This window comes from Labrenzia sp. 011 (genome assembly GCF_003075075.1).
Lineage (GTDB): Bacteria > Pseudomonadota > Alphaproteobacteria > Rhizobiales > Stappiaceae > Roseibium.
Map to the genome: position 1 here is coordinate 162,086 of NZ_QCYM01000010.1, position 14,817 is coordinate 176,902.

Below are 14,817 nucleotides of genomic sequence, written 5' to 3' on the forward strand. Positions count from 1 at the left end.
GGCGCCCCTTGCGGTTAGTTGACGGCGACGGACCCGGCGCGGAAATCGAGCACATAGGGGATGTGGCCCGGCTTCGGCGCCCAGTCGATGTTGTTCTTCATCGCCCAGCTTTCATACGGACGGTAAAGCGGCAGAACCGGCGGATCCTGCTTGATGCGTTCCATCAGCTCGGCATAGGCCGCGCGGCGCAGCTCGGTGTCGCCGGAGAAACGGAACTGCTCCCAGGCCTTGGCGTAGTCTTCGTCCGTGTTGAAACGGCCCTGGGATTCGGACGGTCCGTCCGGAGCCCACATCACGCCGAAGGAGCCGAAGGGATCGGCGAAATACATCGGGTTGGACCAGTTGCGCGACATCATGTCCGGCGATCCGCCGTTCCACTTGTCCTGAACGACGACCTTGCCCTTGATGCCGACCTCGGCCCACATTTCCATGATCGCCTGAGCCGCCAGAAGACCGTTGGTGTAGTAGCTGGGGGCCGTGTGGTAGGTGACCTCGAAACCGTCGTAGCCGGCTTCCTGCAGCAGTTCCTTCGCCTTTTCCGGATTGTATTCGAAGGTCGTCAGCTCCGGCTGGTACAGCTCGCCGAATTCCTTCAGCGTATGGGTCGAGGGCACCACGGCCTCGCCGCCCCAGAGAGCTTCGTTGAGCGTGTCGCGGTCGATGGCGAGCGACATGGCCTGACGGATGCGGGCATCCTTCAGCTTCGGATGGTTCACGTTCATGATCATGACGTGGAACAGGGCGGTGGCGCTGCCAGCGGCCTTCATGTCCGGATCGCTTTCGATCAGGCCGAGCTGGTCCGGAGCGATATTGGTGACGATGTCGGCTTCACCGGTCTTCAGGGAAGTGATGCGCGAGGCGGTTTCCGGCATGTGCTTGACGGTGACCTTGTCGAGAGGGGCCTTTTCGCCCCAGAAATCGTCGAAACGCTCCCAGACGACGCGCTCGCCCGGAACGAATTCGGCGACCTTGTAGGGGCCGGTGCCGACCGGTTTCAGGGAGAAGGCTTCGTAGTCGTCATGCTCGATCTTGTCCGGATCGCCGGCCAGGCCCATGGTGTAGTCCAGCGGGATGATCATTACCTGCTGCAGGTTCAGAAGCGTTTCCCACAGCGGCTCGGGACGCTTTGCGTGGATGCGCACGGTGAAGTCGTCGATCTTCTCAGCCTTCTCGAAGTTGGCGAGGCGATCGCGGGCACGCACCTGATAGGGCGGGAAGTCGGCCTGATACATGCGGTTCAGGGAGAAGACGACATCGTCGGCGGTCATTTCTTCGCCATTGTGGAACGTCACGCCTTCGCGCAGCTTCAGTTCCATCACGGTCGGCTCGATGAGCTTCCATTCGGTTGCCAGGCCCGGACGCCATTCGGTGTCGGTGGTGTCGTGGTTCTTGGCGATCAGCGTGTCGAACGCGTTGTAGTAGAACTGCGAGCCGACGTTGGAATGGTCGCGGCCCGGGTCCAGGTAGCTGGACACGTTGGCGGCGCCGACGGTCAGTTCGGTCGCGAATGCACCGGTCGCAAGCAGCGATGCGAGTGCGGTGGTTGCCAGTAGTTTCGTCATCTTGAGCCTCCAAGGCTTCGGGGGTGTTGCTTTGGCCGTTTCCGGCTTCTGTTGTTGTTGCGGGATCAGCGGGACCTGAGACGGACATCCGCCTTGTCGCGCAGCCAGTCGCCGAGGATCTGGACTGCGAATGTGAGCAGAAGGATCGCCCCGGCGGGCACCAGCACGATCCAGGGCGCGGTCGGCAGGTAGTCGCGGCCGATGCCGACCATGGATCCGAGAGTCGCCGTGGGCGGCTGTACGCCGAGCCCGAGGAACGAGAGGGTCGATTCCAGGATCACGATGTTGGAAAAATTCAGGGTGAACTGGACGACGATCGGCGAAACCACATTGGGCAGGATGTGGCGGAAGGCGATCCGCGAGGGCGTCGCCCCGGCTGCAAGAGCGGCTTCCACGAAGGGCATCTGCATCAGCTTGCGCACTTCCGCCCGCACGATCCGGGCGTATTGCTCCCAGCCGTAGACGCCCAGAACCAGGATCATCACGTCGAGCGACGATCCCATGACCGCCAGGATCAGCAGGGCGATCAGGGTGAAGGGAATGGCGATCTGGGTATCGACCATGCCCATGATGAAATCCTCGAAGACGCCGCCGGCGATACCGGCCAGCAGCCCCAGCGTGCCGCCGATCAGCAGTCCGATGACCGAGCCCGCCAGGGCCAGTGCGAAGGTGAGGCGCAGGCCGTAGATGCAGCGCGAGAGGATATCCCGGCCGAGTTCGTCCGTGCCGAAATAGAACCCGTCCTTGTAGCGCTCGAAGCCGACGGGCGGCCGCAGCCGGGAGATCAGGCTCTGGGCATTGGGGTCGAAGGGGGCGATCAGCGGCGCGGCAAGCGCCACCACGATCAGGGCCAGCCCGACGAGGAGGGCGATTCGCACGATCCAGTTCGCATCCGACCACACCGGAATATGCAAGGGGAGGGAAGCGCGCGAAGAAGAGGTCCGGGTCACATCGGTCATCTGCTTCATCCTTTTGCAAGCCGGATGCGGGGATCCGCATAGGCGTAGGCGATGTCGACCGTCGCATTGATCACGATGACGACGATGGCGACCGACAGGACGCCGAACTGAAGAACGGGATAGTCACGCAGGATGGCGGAGCGCACGAGCAGGTCGCCGATACCCGGCCAGGCGAAGATCGCTTCCACGACGACGCTGCCCGAGGCCGCCAGTCCGGCGATCTGCAGCCCGATCACCGACAGAAGCGTGATCGAGGCATTGCGCAGCCCGTGTTTGAGTATGACGATCCATTCGGGAAGGCCTTTCGCCCGGGCCGTGCGCATGTAGTCTTGGCTGAGCACGTCCAGCATGGCGTTGCGGGTGAACCGGGTGATGGCGGCGACCAGCATTCCCGAGATCGCCAGCGTGGGCATGATGAAGTGCAGGGCGGACCCGTCGCCGATCACCGGCAGCCAGTTGAGCGTGTAGCCGAAGATCAGGACCAGAAGGATGCCGATGATGAAGGCGGGCACCGCATAGCCGAGAAAGGCGATGACCATGACCACGCTGCCGATGATGCTGGTGCGATAGATCGCCGCCAGGATGCCGAGCGGAACGGACACGATCAGGGTGAAGCCGATCGCGCTGAGCAGCAGTTTCAGCGACGGCCAGGCCCGTTCGAGCACGATTTGCGACACCGGGCGCCGTTCGAGGAAGGAGAGGCCGAACTCGCCGGAAAAGACGGAGACAAGGTAGCGCCAGTACTGGGTCCCGATCGAGGCGTCCAGGCCGTAGTAGGCGATCAGGAGCTCCCGGTCTTCCAGGGTGATGCCGTCGCCGAGGACGAAATCGATCGGGTTGCCGGAGAGCCTTGTGGCGAAGAACACCAGCGTCACGATGACGACAAGGGTAATGGCCATCTTGGCGAGGGTGCGCAGCACGTAGATCAGCATGATGTGACCTCGATGGGTGTCGGTTCCGTAGGGGAGGCGGGCGGGTCCGGGTGATCGCTCGCGGGCGTCGGATGCCCGTTTGCCACCAGGTGGATGAAATCGAGGCCGGCCCGGGCGGCGGCGGCGCCATCCGTGTCGGCATTGTCGCCGACGAAGACCGCATCGGCTTCCGCAACCCCGGTCCTGCGCAGGGCGGCCTCGATCAGAAACGGTTCGGGCTTGCCGAAGACCCGTGCCGGAAGGTCGGGCAGACAGGCCCGGAACGCCGCGAAAAGCGACCCGGTCTCCGGGACGGGGCGGCCGTCGGCGTTCGGGTGGAAGAGGTCGGGATTGGTCAGAACCAGCTCCGCGCCCCTGTCCAGAAGCCGAAGGGCCCGTTCCAGACTTGCCAGGGTGAAGCGGGTGTCGCGGCCGAGCACCACGACCTCGGCAAGGTCATCGGCCTGCCGCAGACCGAGATCGGTTGCGAGGTGGCGCAGCGGCGGCTCGGCGAAGACGAGCACCCGGGCACCGGGACGCTCCGCCGCGACCGTGCGCACCGCAAGCTCGCCGGCCAGGAAAATACGCTCCTCGGCAAGCTCCAGGCCGATCGCCCCGAGTTTTCGCGAAAGCGTGGCGCCCGTATCCGCCGAATTGTTCGACACGATCGACAGCCGGTCCCCGGCGGCCTGAGCGAAGGCTTCCGCTCCGGGCAGCGCGCGCGCTTCAGCGATCAGGCATCCGTCCAGGTCGCACAGGACCGCAGCATAGTCGCCGACATCCGCCGCGCTCAGCGATGTTGTCATTTGTGTTCTGCGCGCACGCATTGCGATGTCCACACCCCTTCGTTTGCCGTGCAGCCCGCGCTGCCCGGCATTGCAATGTCCGCCGGCGGGGGCCGGTGGTCCTCATTTTCAGAAAAGCCGCGTCCTGGACTTCGGCCTGCTGAAGTCGGGGCCAAACTGTCGCTTCTGTGTGACGTGGCTGTTACAGACGGAACTTAAGGTTTGGGGCGGTGAAACTTTTTGCTTCGAACCCGTGGGAAATCCCGAAATGTCCGTATCCCTGTCCCGTCTTCGTGCCGTCAATGCCGTCGCCGCCGGCGGTTCCTATGCCGCAGCGGCCCGCGTGCTGAAGGTTTCGCAGCCGGCGGTGGCCCGGCATGTCAAGGATCTTGAAGCGGATTACGGCGTTCGCCTGTTCGACCGGAAGAACGGCGTTCTGTCGCCGACGCCCCTGTGCAACGAGCTGTGCGACATTGCCGAGCGCATGGAAGAGGCGGAGCGGACGGCAACACGGCTTCTCACGCGGCACAACACGCTGCTCAACGGCCGCCTGGTCATCGGCCTCGGCAACTCCATGCCCGGCATGGCGCTGATTGCGCTGTTCCTGAAACGGCATCCGAGTGTGGAAATCGCCGTGGAGACCGGGTCCCACGAACAGATCACCCGCGCGGTGCTGACCCGTGAGGTGGATATCGGTGTGCTGCCGGATGTCCCGGCCGACAGCCGTTTCCGGCGGGAACTGCTGGCGCGGCAGAATGTGGTCGCCATCGTTCACCCGGACAGCCCGCTGCTGCGCGAAAGCACGGTGACCTGCGAGCGGCTCATGGCCGAACCGCTCATCTTCCGCACCAGGGGGTCATCGACCCAGCGGGTGGTCGACCGGGCTTTTCGCACGGCAGGATTCGAGCCCACGCCGCTCCTCACCCTCGATACCCGGGACGCGGTCTATGAAGCCGTCGTCAACGGTCTCGGGGTCGGTTTCATGTGGCGCTTCGGAACCGGCCGGACCGACATCGTCCATCGCGTCTCGGTGACCGACATGCATCGCCAGTATGAAGAGCAGGTCTTTTCCCTGACGGACGAACGGAACCTGCTGTTCGATGCCTTCTATTCAACCGTCACCGCCTTCCGGAACGAGGCCGAGGCCATTCTGGAAAACCGGAGCTGAAGGCTGTCTGGCTGCTGACACTTGGGCCTTCGGCGCCACGAAGCCCGGCGCGCGCAAGCGCGTCGGGCAGGCGATAGAGGCCGGTGTCGAAGGTTTCGTTAGACGCGCCGAGGGGGCCGCGGGCCGTCTGGACAGGTCGGTCTCGCCTGGTCCCGACCCGGCCAGGCCGCGGGCCTGTCGACGACGTCAGATCGTCATGACGATCCGGCCCTCGATCTGCCCGGCCTTCATCCGGTCGAAGATGCTGTTGACGTCGTCCAGCGTTTCCTCGCTGTAATGCGCTGCCACCTTGCCTTCGGCGGCAAAGTCGAGGGATTCCGCCAGATCGAGCCGTGTGCCGACGATGGAGCCCCGGATCGTCTTGCCGTTCAGAACCGTATCGAAGATCGACAGGGGGAAGTCTTCCGGTGGCAGGCCGACAAGGCTCATGGTGCCACCGCGCGCCAGCATGCCGACACCTTGCTGGAAGGACTTGCCTGCCACCGCCGTGACCAGAACGCCTTCCGCGCCGCCGCCGGCCTGGACTTCGGCCACCGGGTCGGTTTCGAGCGCGTTGATCACCTGATCCGCACCCAGTTTCCGGGCGAGTTCCAGCTTGTCGTTGGAAATGTCTACGGCGATCACGTGCAGCCCCATCGCCTTGGCGTATTGCACGGCCATGTGGCCGAGACCGCCGATTCCGGAAATGACCACGGTCTGGCCCGGGCGGGTGTCGGTTTCCTTCAGTCCCTTGTAGACGGTCACCCCGGCGCACAGCACAGGCGCGGCCGCGGCAAGGCCCACGCCGTCCGGGATGTGCCCGACATAGTCTGGATCGGCCAGGACGTAATCCGCGAAACCGCCGTTCACGCTGTAGCCGGTGTTCTGCTGGTCGGTGCAAAGGGTTTCCCAGCCGCCCATGCAATGGCGGCAGTGACCGCAGGCCGAATGCAGCCAGGGAATGCCGACGCGATCGCCTTCCTTGACCGCCGTGACGCCCGCGCCAACCTCGGCGACGATCCCCACGCCTTCATGGCCGGGAATGAAGGGCGGATTGGGCTTGACCGGCCAGTCGCCGTTGGCGGCGTGAAGGTCCGTATGACAAACGCCGGAGGCTTTCACCTTCACGACGATCTTGCCGTCTGTCACCTCAGGCTTCTCCACCTCGCAAATGTCCAGTGGCGCACCGAACTTGCGCACGACGGCGGCTTTCATGCTGACCATGCCAGATATCCTTCTCCATATCGATCACCAAGCCCTTGCTCTGCCGGATCCCCTGCGGGCAAGACCTGTTTCGAGCATCGGGCGATAACTTGGCGCAACCGGTGACCTTCGCCTGCCTGACGTAAAAGCCGACGTGCCGGTGGCCCGGGAAACCGGTCTCGCACGATGCCTGAATTCATATGTGAGGCCGTCGGGTCACGCCAGTTCGTCCGATTACGTATCGGGGACCAACGGTGCAAACGGCTATGCCCGGGATTTGGGGTGAGCTCATAAATGAAGACGAACTGGCACGAGCGGTGGAGCTCCGTTCGGTCTCCGCATCGGCAGCTGCCGAAATTCCGATTTTCCGTCCTCTTGTCATATCTCCGTAATCTGCCCGATCTAAAACCGTCCTTGCACACGTGTGCAAGTTGTATCTATTCTGCGCATGGCGCCTCCGGGAGGGACGCTGCGCATCAGACAGCAGGCGAGATCAGATGACAAACCTAGTTTCAAAACTGCGACAGTCCACAGCGGCTGCCGTTCTGGCCGTCACCGCGGCATCCTTTGCCGGTGACGCCTTCGCGAAAGACCTGACAATCACCGTTTGGGCCGGGGGGACCAACGACAGTGACGTATATCGTCTCGATGCCATCGAAATGGCCGCGGACATCCTGACGCGGGAATATGCGATCCTCGGTGAGGAGCTGAACATCACGGTCGAAAAGAAGCGCGACTTCGCCGACTGGGGCGCCTTCAAGCAGGCCGTGACGCTGGCCGCCGAATCCGGCGACGCGCCGAACATCGTCGTCACCAGCCACCTGGACATCGCACCGTGGAGCCAGGCCGGCCTCATCGTGCCGGTCGAGGACTATGTCGACATGGACACATGGCCGCTGAACAACATCTACGACAATCTGCTGGAGATCACCTCCTACAACGGCGTTGTCTACGGTCTGCCGCAGGATGCGGAAAGCCGTCCGTTCTTCTTCTGGAAGGACACGATGAAGAAGATCGGCTATACGGACGAAGAGATCGACGCCCTGCCGGCCAAGGTCGAATCCGGTGACTACACGCTGGCCAACGTTCTGGAAGACGCCAAGAAGGCGGTCGACATGGAGCTGGTGGAAGAAGGCTACGGCTTCTATCCGCGTGTGTCCAACGGCCCGGACTACGCCCAGTTCTACCAGTCCTTCGGCGGCGAGCTGCTCGACAAGGAATCCGGCAAGCTGCTTCTCGACAAGCAGGCGATGACGGACTTCTACCAGTTCTTCGTGGACGCCGTTGATGCAAAGGTCACCCGCAAGAACCACATCGGCACCGAGTGGGACCAGTGGTACGCGGAAGTGGCCAGCGGCAAGGCGGCCACCTGGCACGGCGGCACCTGGCACTACGCCCGCTATACCGGCAAGGAAGGTCTCGACGACTTCTTCGGCAACATCCAGTTCACGCTGATCCCGGCCGGCAATGAAAACGGCCGCGCCAACACCATCACCCAGCCGCTGGCCTATCTCCTGACCGCCCAGGACAATGAAGACGATGTCGAAATCGCGGCGCAGCTGATCAAGATCGCTTCCGAGCCGCGCATCAACACGCTGCACGCGATCAAATCCGCGCATCTGGGCATCGCGAAGGAACAGTCCAACATCGAGCTCTATGCCAACGACCGCTGGGCGGCGGAAGCCACCGAGCGTCTGCTCGGCCAGGCCAATGCGCAGCCGAACCACACCGACTACGGCCAGTTCTCCCAGATCATGTTCAAGGGTCTGGAAACGGCCTGGACCGGCACGAAGACCCCGGCCGAGGCCGTGGCCGAAGTCGAAGCCGAAATGAAGGCGACCCTGGGCGACGAAGTGATCATTCGCTGATCGCACGATCAATCCGGTACCGGAAACCGGGCGGCGGCGTCATATGCGCCGCTGCCCGGGACCTTCAGGAGTTACCCCATGCGGCGCGCACATCTGCTGGGCCTCGGCTTTCTCTCGCCGGCCCTGGTGATCATTGTTATGCTTTTCCTGGTCCCGGTCCTTCTGACCGTGATGTTCTCTTTCACAAACATGAGCACGGCGACCGGGATCAGCGGCGGTGCCTATGAAATCAATTCGGCCTCTCTGCGGAAGCTGGCGGACGCGGGCGCACAGGAGAGTTTCCTCGATGCCCTCGGCCAGGAAGCCTTCGTGGTTGACGATGCCGGGATCACCGCGGTTGCCGCCGCCTATGGCGAGCAGTTCGCCAACGAGATCGGGTCGCAGATGCTCGGCGAGCGGTTTACCAGCCGCCGCGACCTGGAAAGAGCCTTCCGCAAGCTGAAATCCCGGCCGAGATCGACCCGCGACATCAAGAAGGCGGCCGACCTGTTCAAACGCTCCGTGCTCAACGTGCGGTTCGAGACGGCCGATGGACTTGTCGGTGCGGTCACGGGCAACGGCATCGCGATGACGCCGGATCAGCAGGAGCTGCTGACGAGGACAATCTATACCGGCTGGAGCTGGACCACGGACAATTTCGCGCTGATGACGCAGATCCCCTATATCTGGCGGGTGGCGGGAAACACCGTGATGTATGTGGTTCTGACCCTGTCGGTGTCCGTGGGGCTGGGACTGTTTCTTGCCATCACGACGTTCTATCTGCCGTCGCTTCCGGCGGCGAGCTTCCGGGCGATCTGGTTCCTGCCGCGCATCCTGCCCAATGTCATTTTCGTGCTCATGTGGAAGTGGCTGGCCTGGGATACGGGGTTCATCTCGTCTTTCCTCGCCAATTTCGGTGTGGCGCCGCGAAACTGGATGCTGGATACCGACATCCATGCCTGGGTGTTCATCGTGCTGATCAACGGCATGGTCGGCGCCTCGCTCGGCATGATCCTGTTCGGCAGCGCGATCAAGGCCATCCCGCAACCGATGCTCTACGCCAGCGAAGTGGACGGCGCTTCCCGCTGGCAGCAGATCCGCTACATCATCCTGCCGCAGCTGCGCTGGCCGATCATGTTCATCTGCGCCTATTCGACCCTGTCCCTGATGACGAGCTTTGAATACATCCTGCTGTCCACCGACGGCGGACCGGGCGGGGCGACGGAAGTCTGGTCCCTGATGGCCTTCCACACCGCGCTCGACAATTACGCGGGCAATCTTCAGTACGGCCTCGGTGCCGCCATGGCGCTGGTTCTGGTGATCGTCGGCATCCTCGCCTCGCTCGTCTACCTGCGCATCTTCAACTTCAACGATCTCGTGGCCAAGCCACGGATCGAACAGTGAGGAGGACCGCCATGATGTCCTCGAATTTCCGCGCCTGGCCGCTGTTCCTGCTGCTGACCGTGCTCTCGCTGCCGCTGGTGACCATGTATGTCTATCTGTTCGTGGACACGGTCACCGACACCACGGCGGGCTCGCTGATCCCGGACAGGTTCACGCTCCAGCACTGGCGCTTCCTGTGGGAAGCGCCGGAAACCGGCCGAGTCAGCATCTGGACGGTGACCCTCAACACCTTCGTCTTCGCCATTTGCACCACCCTGGTGAACGTGTCGGCCTCTGTCACCGCCGGCTATGCGCTGTCGCGCCTCAACATGCCGTTCAAGCGCTTCTTCCTGGGCGGCATCCTGACGCTGCACGCCTTTCCGACCATCACCCTGATCATCTCCATCTTCCTGATCCTGCAGATGATCGGCCTCTACAACACGCTGATCGGCGTCATCCTGGTCAAGACCGCGCTGGAACTGCCGTTCGGCATCTGGATCATGAAAGGGTTCTTCGACAACGTGCCCTGGGAAATCGAGATGGCCGGGCTGCAGGACGGAGCCAGCCGCTTCACCGTCTGGTGGAAGCTGGTGCTGCCGCAGGTCCAGCCCGGCATCGCGGCTCTTGCCGTGTTCGTGTTCCTGTCCGCCTGGAGCGAATTCATCCTTCCGCAGGTGCTGGCCCCGAGCGGCAGCGCGCAGGTGCTGTCCACCTATCTCTCCAATCTGATCTTCGACGACGTGAAACCGGACTTCAACATGTTCAAGTCGGTCGGCGTCTTCTACGCGCTGCCGGTGATCGTCATCTATCTGATCTTCAACAGGCAACTCATGAACATCTATGGCGGAGGCACGAAGGGCTGATGCGAATTTCAATCGAAAACTTCACCAAATCCTTCGGCGACACCACCGTGATCGAGGACATGTCGCTGGAAATCGGGGACGGCGAAATGCTCGCCCTGCTGGGACCAAGCGGCTGCGGCAAGTCGACGACGCTGTTCGCAATCTGCGGCATTCACCGCATGAACGCCGGCCGCCTGCTGTTCGGGGATGCCGACGTGACAGAGGTCTCTTCCCAGAAGCGCAATGTCGGCGTGGTCTTCCAGAACTATGCGCTCTATCCGCATATGAACGTCTACGAGAACATCGCCTTCCCGCTGAAGGTGCGCAAGGAAAGCAGGGCCGAGATCGACCGCAAGGTGCAGGAGATCGCCGGGCTGGTCCATATTGGCGAACTGCTCCGGCGCCGGCCGATGCAGCTCTCCGGCGGTCAGCAACAGCGGGTTGCCCTGGCCCGGGCACTGATCCGCAAGCCGGACATTCTCCTGCTCGACGAGCCGCTGGCCAATCTGGACGCCAAGCTGCGCCTGGAAATGCGCTCCGAAATCCGGCGTATCCAGCTTGCCACGGGCATCACGGCGGTTCTGGTGACCCATGACCAGGTCGAGGCCATGTCCATGTGCGACCGCATCGCCCTCATGGACAAGGGACGGATCGTGCAGCTTTCGACGCCGAAGGACATGTACGAAAATCCCTCCTCGGACTTCGTCGCCGGCTTCCTGGGCAATCCGCCCATCGCCTTTCTGGAGGGTGCCGCCGCCAATGGCGGTTTCCGGCTGGCGAATTCGCAGGTCACCCTGCCGGTGCCTTCCGGAATTGACATGCCTGGAGAAGGAGCGCCCATGCGCTTCGGCGTGCGGCCGGAATTCTTCCAGCCGGACAACCCGCTCAAGGTCTCCGGAAAGGTCAGTTTCGTCGAGACACAGGGGCGGGAGGAACTTTATGACGTAACGCTGGAAAACGGCGCCGTGCTGCGCTCCATCCAGTCCCAGAGCGCAGGCTTCAGGCTGGGCGAAGAGGTTTCCTGGGGGATCGCCCAGGACAGGATCCTGGCCTTCGGTCCGGACGGCAACCGGCTTTGACGGAACCATCATGACCGCATTTCAACCGGACAGGAGCTGGATCCACGACACCCCTCGGCCACCGCTGGCCATCGCCCATCGCGGTGCGAGTGCCTATGCGTTCGACAACACGCTGCGCGCCTTTCGTCTGGCGCATGAGCTTGGCGCCGACATGTGGGAGGTCGATGTCCGGCTGACGGCTGACGGCGTTCCGGTGGCCTTTCACGACGCCGACCTGAAGGCCGTTTGCGGCAGGGACCTGGGCGTGGGCGATGTGACCGCCGCCGCCCTGGCGGAGCTGACCGCCGCGGCGGGCCGGCCCGCGCCTCTGTTCGCCGACATCGCCGCTCTTGCCGCGCGGACGGGCACCGGCATCTATCTCGACGCCAAGGAGGGGGAGGCCGCCACCCGTGCGGTCGGTCTCCTTCTGGAGAACCGCGTCGAACGGGCGATCGTCGGCGCCAATACATCGGACTACTGCGCCAGCCTGCTGGCCGCCGGTTGCCCCTATCCCGTCTCCATTCTCGTCGGGCTGGGCAGCGACCCTTTCCCGATCGCCGAAGGCTGCGGCGCGCAGATCGTCCATCCCTGCTGGGAACGGGCGGGGGCGCGGCCGGACATGCTGCTGGACGCGGCCTTTTTCGCGCGTGCGCACGAGCGCGGCCTGCCGGTGGTCACCTGGCACGAGGAGCGCATGGAAGTGGTCGAGGCGCTGGTGAAGATGCCTGTTCTCGGCATCTGTTCGGACCAGCCGGAAATGGTCGCGCGGTACAAATCCGCCGACGGGCCGCGTCCGGAAATCGTCTGCCATCGCGGAGCCTGCAAGATCGCCCCGGAAAACACCAGGAGCGCGGCGCGGGCCGCCTGGTCCGCCGGTTTCGACTTCGTCGAACTGGACGTGCGGGAAACCGCCGACGGCCATCTGGTGGTTCATCACGACAGCACGCTCGACCGCACGACGTCCGGCACGGGAGACCTGGCCGGCAGAACCCTCGCCGACCTGGCGGACCTGGACGCCGGAGTTCGGTCCGATCCGTTTTTTGCGGGCGAGCGGGTGCCGCGGCTCGATGAGATCGTCGATCTGGCCTTTGCGGCTGGCGGCAGGCTCTATGTGGAACTCAAGCAGGCTGACCCGGTCCGGACCGTGGAGACGGTGCTGAAACGGATGGCGGGCGAGGATGTGTTCTTCTGGTCCGCCAATGCGGACTGGCTGCATCTGATCCGAAAACGGTTTCCGCAGGCCCTTCTGATGGCCCGGCCGCAGGACTTCGACACGCTCGGCGCGTGTCTGGCCGCCTTTGAGGCCGATATCATCGAATTCAACCGGGGAAATGCCACCGCCACCGATATTGAAACGGTGCGCAAGGCCGGCAAGAAGGTCATGATTGCCTATATGGGCAGCGACGCCAGCGAGATGGAGCGCCTGCTGGCGCTCGAGCCGGATCTCTTCAACGTGAACGAGCCTTTTCAGGTGGCGCGCCTGCTGGCCGGCCTGGAAGGAGACCGGGGAGCCGCGTCAAAGCCCTCTTTGCCGGTGTGAGGCCCGAAAGCGTGAGTTCATGAATCAGACCCCGAAAAAGCAGGTAAATTCCTTCGATGTCGCCCGGCTGGCCGGTGTGTCGCGCTCGGCTGTTTCCCGCACATTCACAGATGGTGCCAGCGTGTCGAAGGAAACCCGCGAAAAGGTGATGGCCGCGGCCCGCCAGCTCGGCTACCGGGTCAACGTCCTGGCCAGATCGCTGCACAAGCAGAAATCCGACCTCGTCGGCGTGGTCGCCGCCGATCTGGACAACCCCTTCCGCTCCGAACAGATCGACCTCCTGTCCCAGGGCCTGCTGGAGCTCGGTTTCCGGCCCATCCTGCTCCGGGGCGAACCGTCCGAAAACGTCGCCGAACTTATCGGCTCGCTGCTGCAATACAGCGTCGCCGGCGTCATTGTCACCTCCGACACGCCACCGGAGGAAATCTGCCAGGAATGCCTTCAGAACGGTGTTCCGCTGGTGGTGGTCAACAAGCGCGATCCGGGCGCGCCGGTCGACAGGGTGGTGACCGACTTCGAGGCCGGCGGCCGGCTCGCGCTGGACCATCTGCTGGACTGCGGCTGCGGCAAGCTCGCCGTGGTCACGCCCGAGAGGTCTTCCTATTCGGTGCTGGGCCGGGCGCAGTCCTTCGAACAGGCGGCGAATGCCAGGGGTGTTCCCGTCATCCGGATCGCCTGGGGCACCCAGTCCTATGAGGGCGGACTGTCCGCGGCCGATTTCGCATATCGCGTGCGCAGCGAAGTCGACGGCATCTTCTGCGCTGCCGATTATCTCGCCCTGGGTGTTCTCGATGGTCTGCGCCATGTGCACGGTGTGAACGTACCGAAGGACATGCAGGTCATCGGCTACGACGACATCCCGCAGGCGTCCTGGAAGGCCTACGATCTGACCACAGTGTCCCAGAGCCGCCGGGATCTGTGCGAAGCCACCCTGGATCTTCTGATGCGGCGGCTCGAGGAACCGGAGGCATCGCCGCAGATCCGCACCTGCGGGGTCTCGCTTGTCCGACGCGGCACGACGCGGCACCGGTCCTGATGGATGTTGTAGGGGCCATGGTCTGGCAAGGCCGTACAAACGGTTCCTGATACGGGCAGGCATTTCGCCTGTTATCGTCTGACTGCAGAGAGGCACAGCTTCGTACCCTACGGAAAGTAACGCGTAAATATCAGGCTATGATTTTGACTTTTCTCTCAAAAAGAGCATTCTTAGTGGGTGCAATTTGAAATGGGGGGAGGGTAATGAGGCCTGACTATTTAGCGCAGGGAGAGCCAGCAAGGCTGTTCCCCGTTTTGGCTACAACAAGCAAAGAAGGCAGAACAACGTCAATTTTGCTCGCTTGTCTGTCTAAGATTGATGAATTTGCCAGTGATTTACTCAAGACAATCGGCGTGCCGGTCGGTAAGCGAACAAGCGTTGAATGTTGGACCGAGGTCGTATTCAGAGACGAAAAAAACATTTCAATGGACCGCCCTGACGGTCTTATTATTGTTCGAAGTGGAAAAAAGGAATGGCGTTACTTGGTGGAAGCCAAGGTAGGTGCAGCAGAGTTGTTGCCAGAGCAAATTGATAAATATAGAAA

Annotated in this window: 13 protein-coding genes; 8 read left to right on the top strand and 5 right to left on the bottom strand. The window is 63.0% G+C overall.

The window, feature by feature from the left end; all coding sequences use genetic code 11:
• Positions 1–14: 14 nt before the first annotated feature.
• The 4 genes from DCO57_RS12835 to DCO57_RS12850 form a co-directional block, all read right to left on the bottom strand.
• Positions 15–1,562 (bottom strand): ABC transporter substrate-binding protein, encoded by a 1,548-nt coding sequence (locus DCO57_RS12835; protein WP_116699297.1) that lies wholly within the window; start codon positions 1,560–1,562, stop codon positions 15–17.
• A gap of 65 nt (positions 1,563–1,627) precedes the next feature.
• Entirely contained in the window at positions 1,628–2,521 is an 894-nt protein-coding gene (locus DCO57_RS12840) for an ABC transporter permease (protein WP_116699322.1), read from the bottom strand.
• Between the two features lie 5 nt (positions 2,522–2,526).
• On the bottom strand, positions 2,527–3,453 hold the full coding sequence (locus DCO57_RS12845; protein WP_165814733.1) for an ABC transporter permease: 927 nt from the start codon (positions 3,451–3,453) through the stop codon (positions 2,527–2,529).
• A complete protein-coding gene (locus DCO57_RS12850; protein WP_116699298.1) occupies positions 3,447–4,238 on the bottom strand; it encodes an HAD family hydrolase in 792 nt (263 codons plus the stop codon). The genes DCO57_RS12845 and DCO57_RS12850 overlap by 7 nt, the downstream gene beginning before the upstream one ends.
• A gap of 247 nt (positions 4,239–4,485) precedes the next feature.
• On the opposite strand from DCO57_RS12850, the gene DCO57_RS12855 reads away from it, so the two are divergent.
• Positions 4,486–5,385 carry a LysR substrate-binding domain-containing protein gene (locus tag DCO57_RS12855; RefSeq protein ID WP_116699299.1) on the top strand — a complete coding sequence of 300 codons (900 nt, stop codon included), beginning with the start codon at positions 4,486–4,488 and terminating at the stop codon, positions 5,383–5,385.
• Positions 5,386–5,571: 186 nt separating this feature from the next.
• Here the strand turns inward: DCO57_RS12855 and adhP are convergent, their stop codons facing one another.
• Entirely contained in the window at positions 5,572–6,588 is a 1,017-nt protein-coding gene (gene adhP, locus DCO57_RS12860; RefSeq protein ID WP_116699300.1) for an alcohol dehydrogenase AdhP, read from the bottom strand.
• A 476-nt stretch (positions 6,589–7,064) separates the two neighbouring features.
• Here adhP and DCO57_RS12865 point away from each other — a divergent pair, with 476 nt between their 5' ends.
• The 7 genes from DCO57_RS12865 to DCO57_RS23285 all read left to right on the top strand — a co-directional run.
• A complete protein-coding gene (locus tag DCO57_RS12865; RefSeq protein WP_116699301.1) occupies positions 7,065–8,435 on the top strand; it encodes an extracellular solute-binding protein in 1,371 nt (456 codons plus the stop codon).
• Between the two features lie 78 nt (positions 8,436–8,513).
• Positions 8,514–9,818, top strand: a complete 1,305-nt coding sequence (locus DCO57_RS12870) for a sugar ABC transporter permease (RefSeq protein WP_116699302.1) — start codon at positions 8,514–8,516, stop codon at positions 9,816–9,818.
• 14 nt (positions 9,819–9,832) lie between these two features.
• Complete coding sequence (locus tag DCO57_RS12875; RefSeq protein WP_116699324.1) at positions 9,833–10,660, top strand: carbohydrate ABC transporter permease; 828 nt, start codon at positions 9,833–9,835, stop codon at positions 10,658–10,660.
• Positions 10,660–11,718: an ABC transporter ATP-binding protein gene (locus DCO57_RS12880; protein ID WP_116699303.1), complete on the top strand. Its 1,059-nt coding sequence runs from the start codon at positions 10,660–10,662 to the stop codon at positions 11,716–11,718. The genes DCO57_RS12875 and DCO57_RS12880 overlap by 1 nt, the downstream gene beginning before the upstream one ends.
• A gap of 10 nt (positions 11,719–11,728) precedes the next feature.
• The gene (locus tag DCO57_RS12885; protein ID WP_116699304.1) at positions 11,729–13,237 is read left to right on the top strand and encodes a glycerophosphodiester phosphodiesterase family protein; all 1,509 of its coding nucleotides are present in this window, start codon (positions 11,729–11,731) and stop codon (positions 13,235–13,237) included.
• 19 nt (positions 13,238–13,256) lie between these two features.
• The gene (locus DCO57_RS12890) at positions 13,257–14,273 is read left to right on the top strand and encodes a LacI family DNA-binding transcriptional regulator (protein WP_116699305.1); all 1,017 of its coding nucleotides are present in this window, start codon (positions 13,257–13,259) and stop codon (positions 14,271–14,273) included.
• A gap of 203 nt (positions 14,274–14,476) precedes the next feature.
• On the top strand, positions 14,477–14,817 hold a 341-nt coding region (locus DCO57_RS23285; RefSeq protein WP_208977927.1), incomplete at its 3' end, for a hypothetical protein.

Bases quoted from the DNA above. Each gene is read 5' to 3' on its own strand.
- DCO57_RS12850 (WP_116699298.1), bottom strand. From the start codon at position 4,238: ATGACAACATCGCTGAGCGCGGCGGATGTCGGCGACTATGCTGCGGTC.
- DCO57_RS12845 (WP_165814733.1), bottom strand. From the start codon at position 3,453: ATGCTGATCTACGTGCTGCGCACCCTCGCCAAGATGGCCATTACCCTT.
- DCO57_RS12835 (WP_116699297.1), bottom strand. From the start codon at position 1,562: ATGACGAAACTACTGGCAACCACCGCACTCGCATCGCTGCTTGCGACC.
- DCO57_RS12865 (WP_116699301.1), top strand. From the start codon at position 7,065: ATGACAAACCTAGTTTCAAAACTGCGACAGTCCACAGCGGCTGCCGTT.
- adhP (WP_116699300.1), bottom strand. From the start codon at position 6,588: ATGGTCAGCATGAAAGCCGCCGTCGTGCGCAAGTTCGGTGCGCCACTG.
- DCO57_RS12855 (WP_116699299.1), top strand. From the start codon at position 4,486: ATGTCCGTATCCCTGTCCCGTCTTCGTGCCGTCAATGCCGTCGCCGCC.
- DCO57_RS12875 (WP_116699324.1), top strand. From the start codon at position 9,833: ATGTCCTCGAATTTCCGCGCCTGGCCGCTGTTCCTGCTGCTGACCGTG.
- DCO57_RS12880 (WP_116699303.1), top strand. From the start codon at position 10,660: ATGCGAATTTCAATCGAAAACTTCACCAAATCCTTCGGCGACACCACC.
- DCO57_RS12870 (WP_116699302.1), top strand. From the start codon at position 8,514: ATGCGGCGCGCACATCTGCTGGGCCTCGGCTTTCTCTCGCCGGCCCTG.
- DCO57_RS12890 (WP_116699305.1), top strand. From the start codon at position 13,257: ATGAATCAGACCCCGAAAAAGCAGGTAAATTCCTTCGATGTCGCCCGG.
- DCO57_RS12840 (WP_116699322.1), bottom strand. From the start codon at position 2,521: ATGACCGATGTGACCCGGACCTCTTCTTCGCGCGCTTCCCTCCCCTTG.
- DCO57_RS12885 (WP_116699304.1), top strand. From the start codon at position 11,729: ATGACCGCATTTCAACCGGACAGGAGCTGGATCCACGACACCCCTCGG.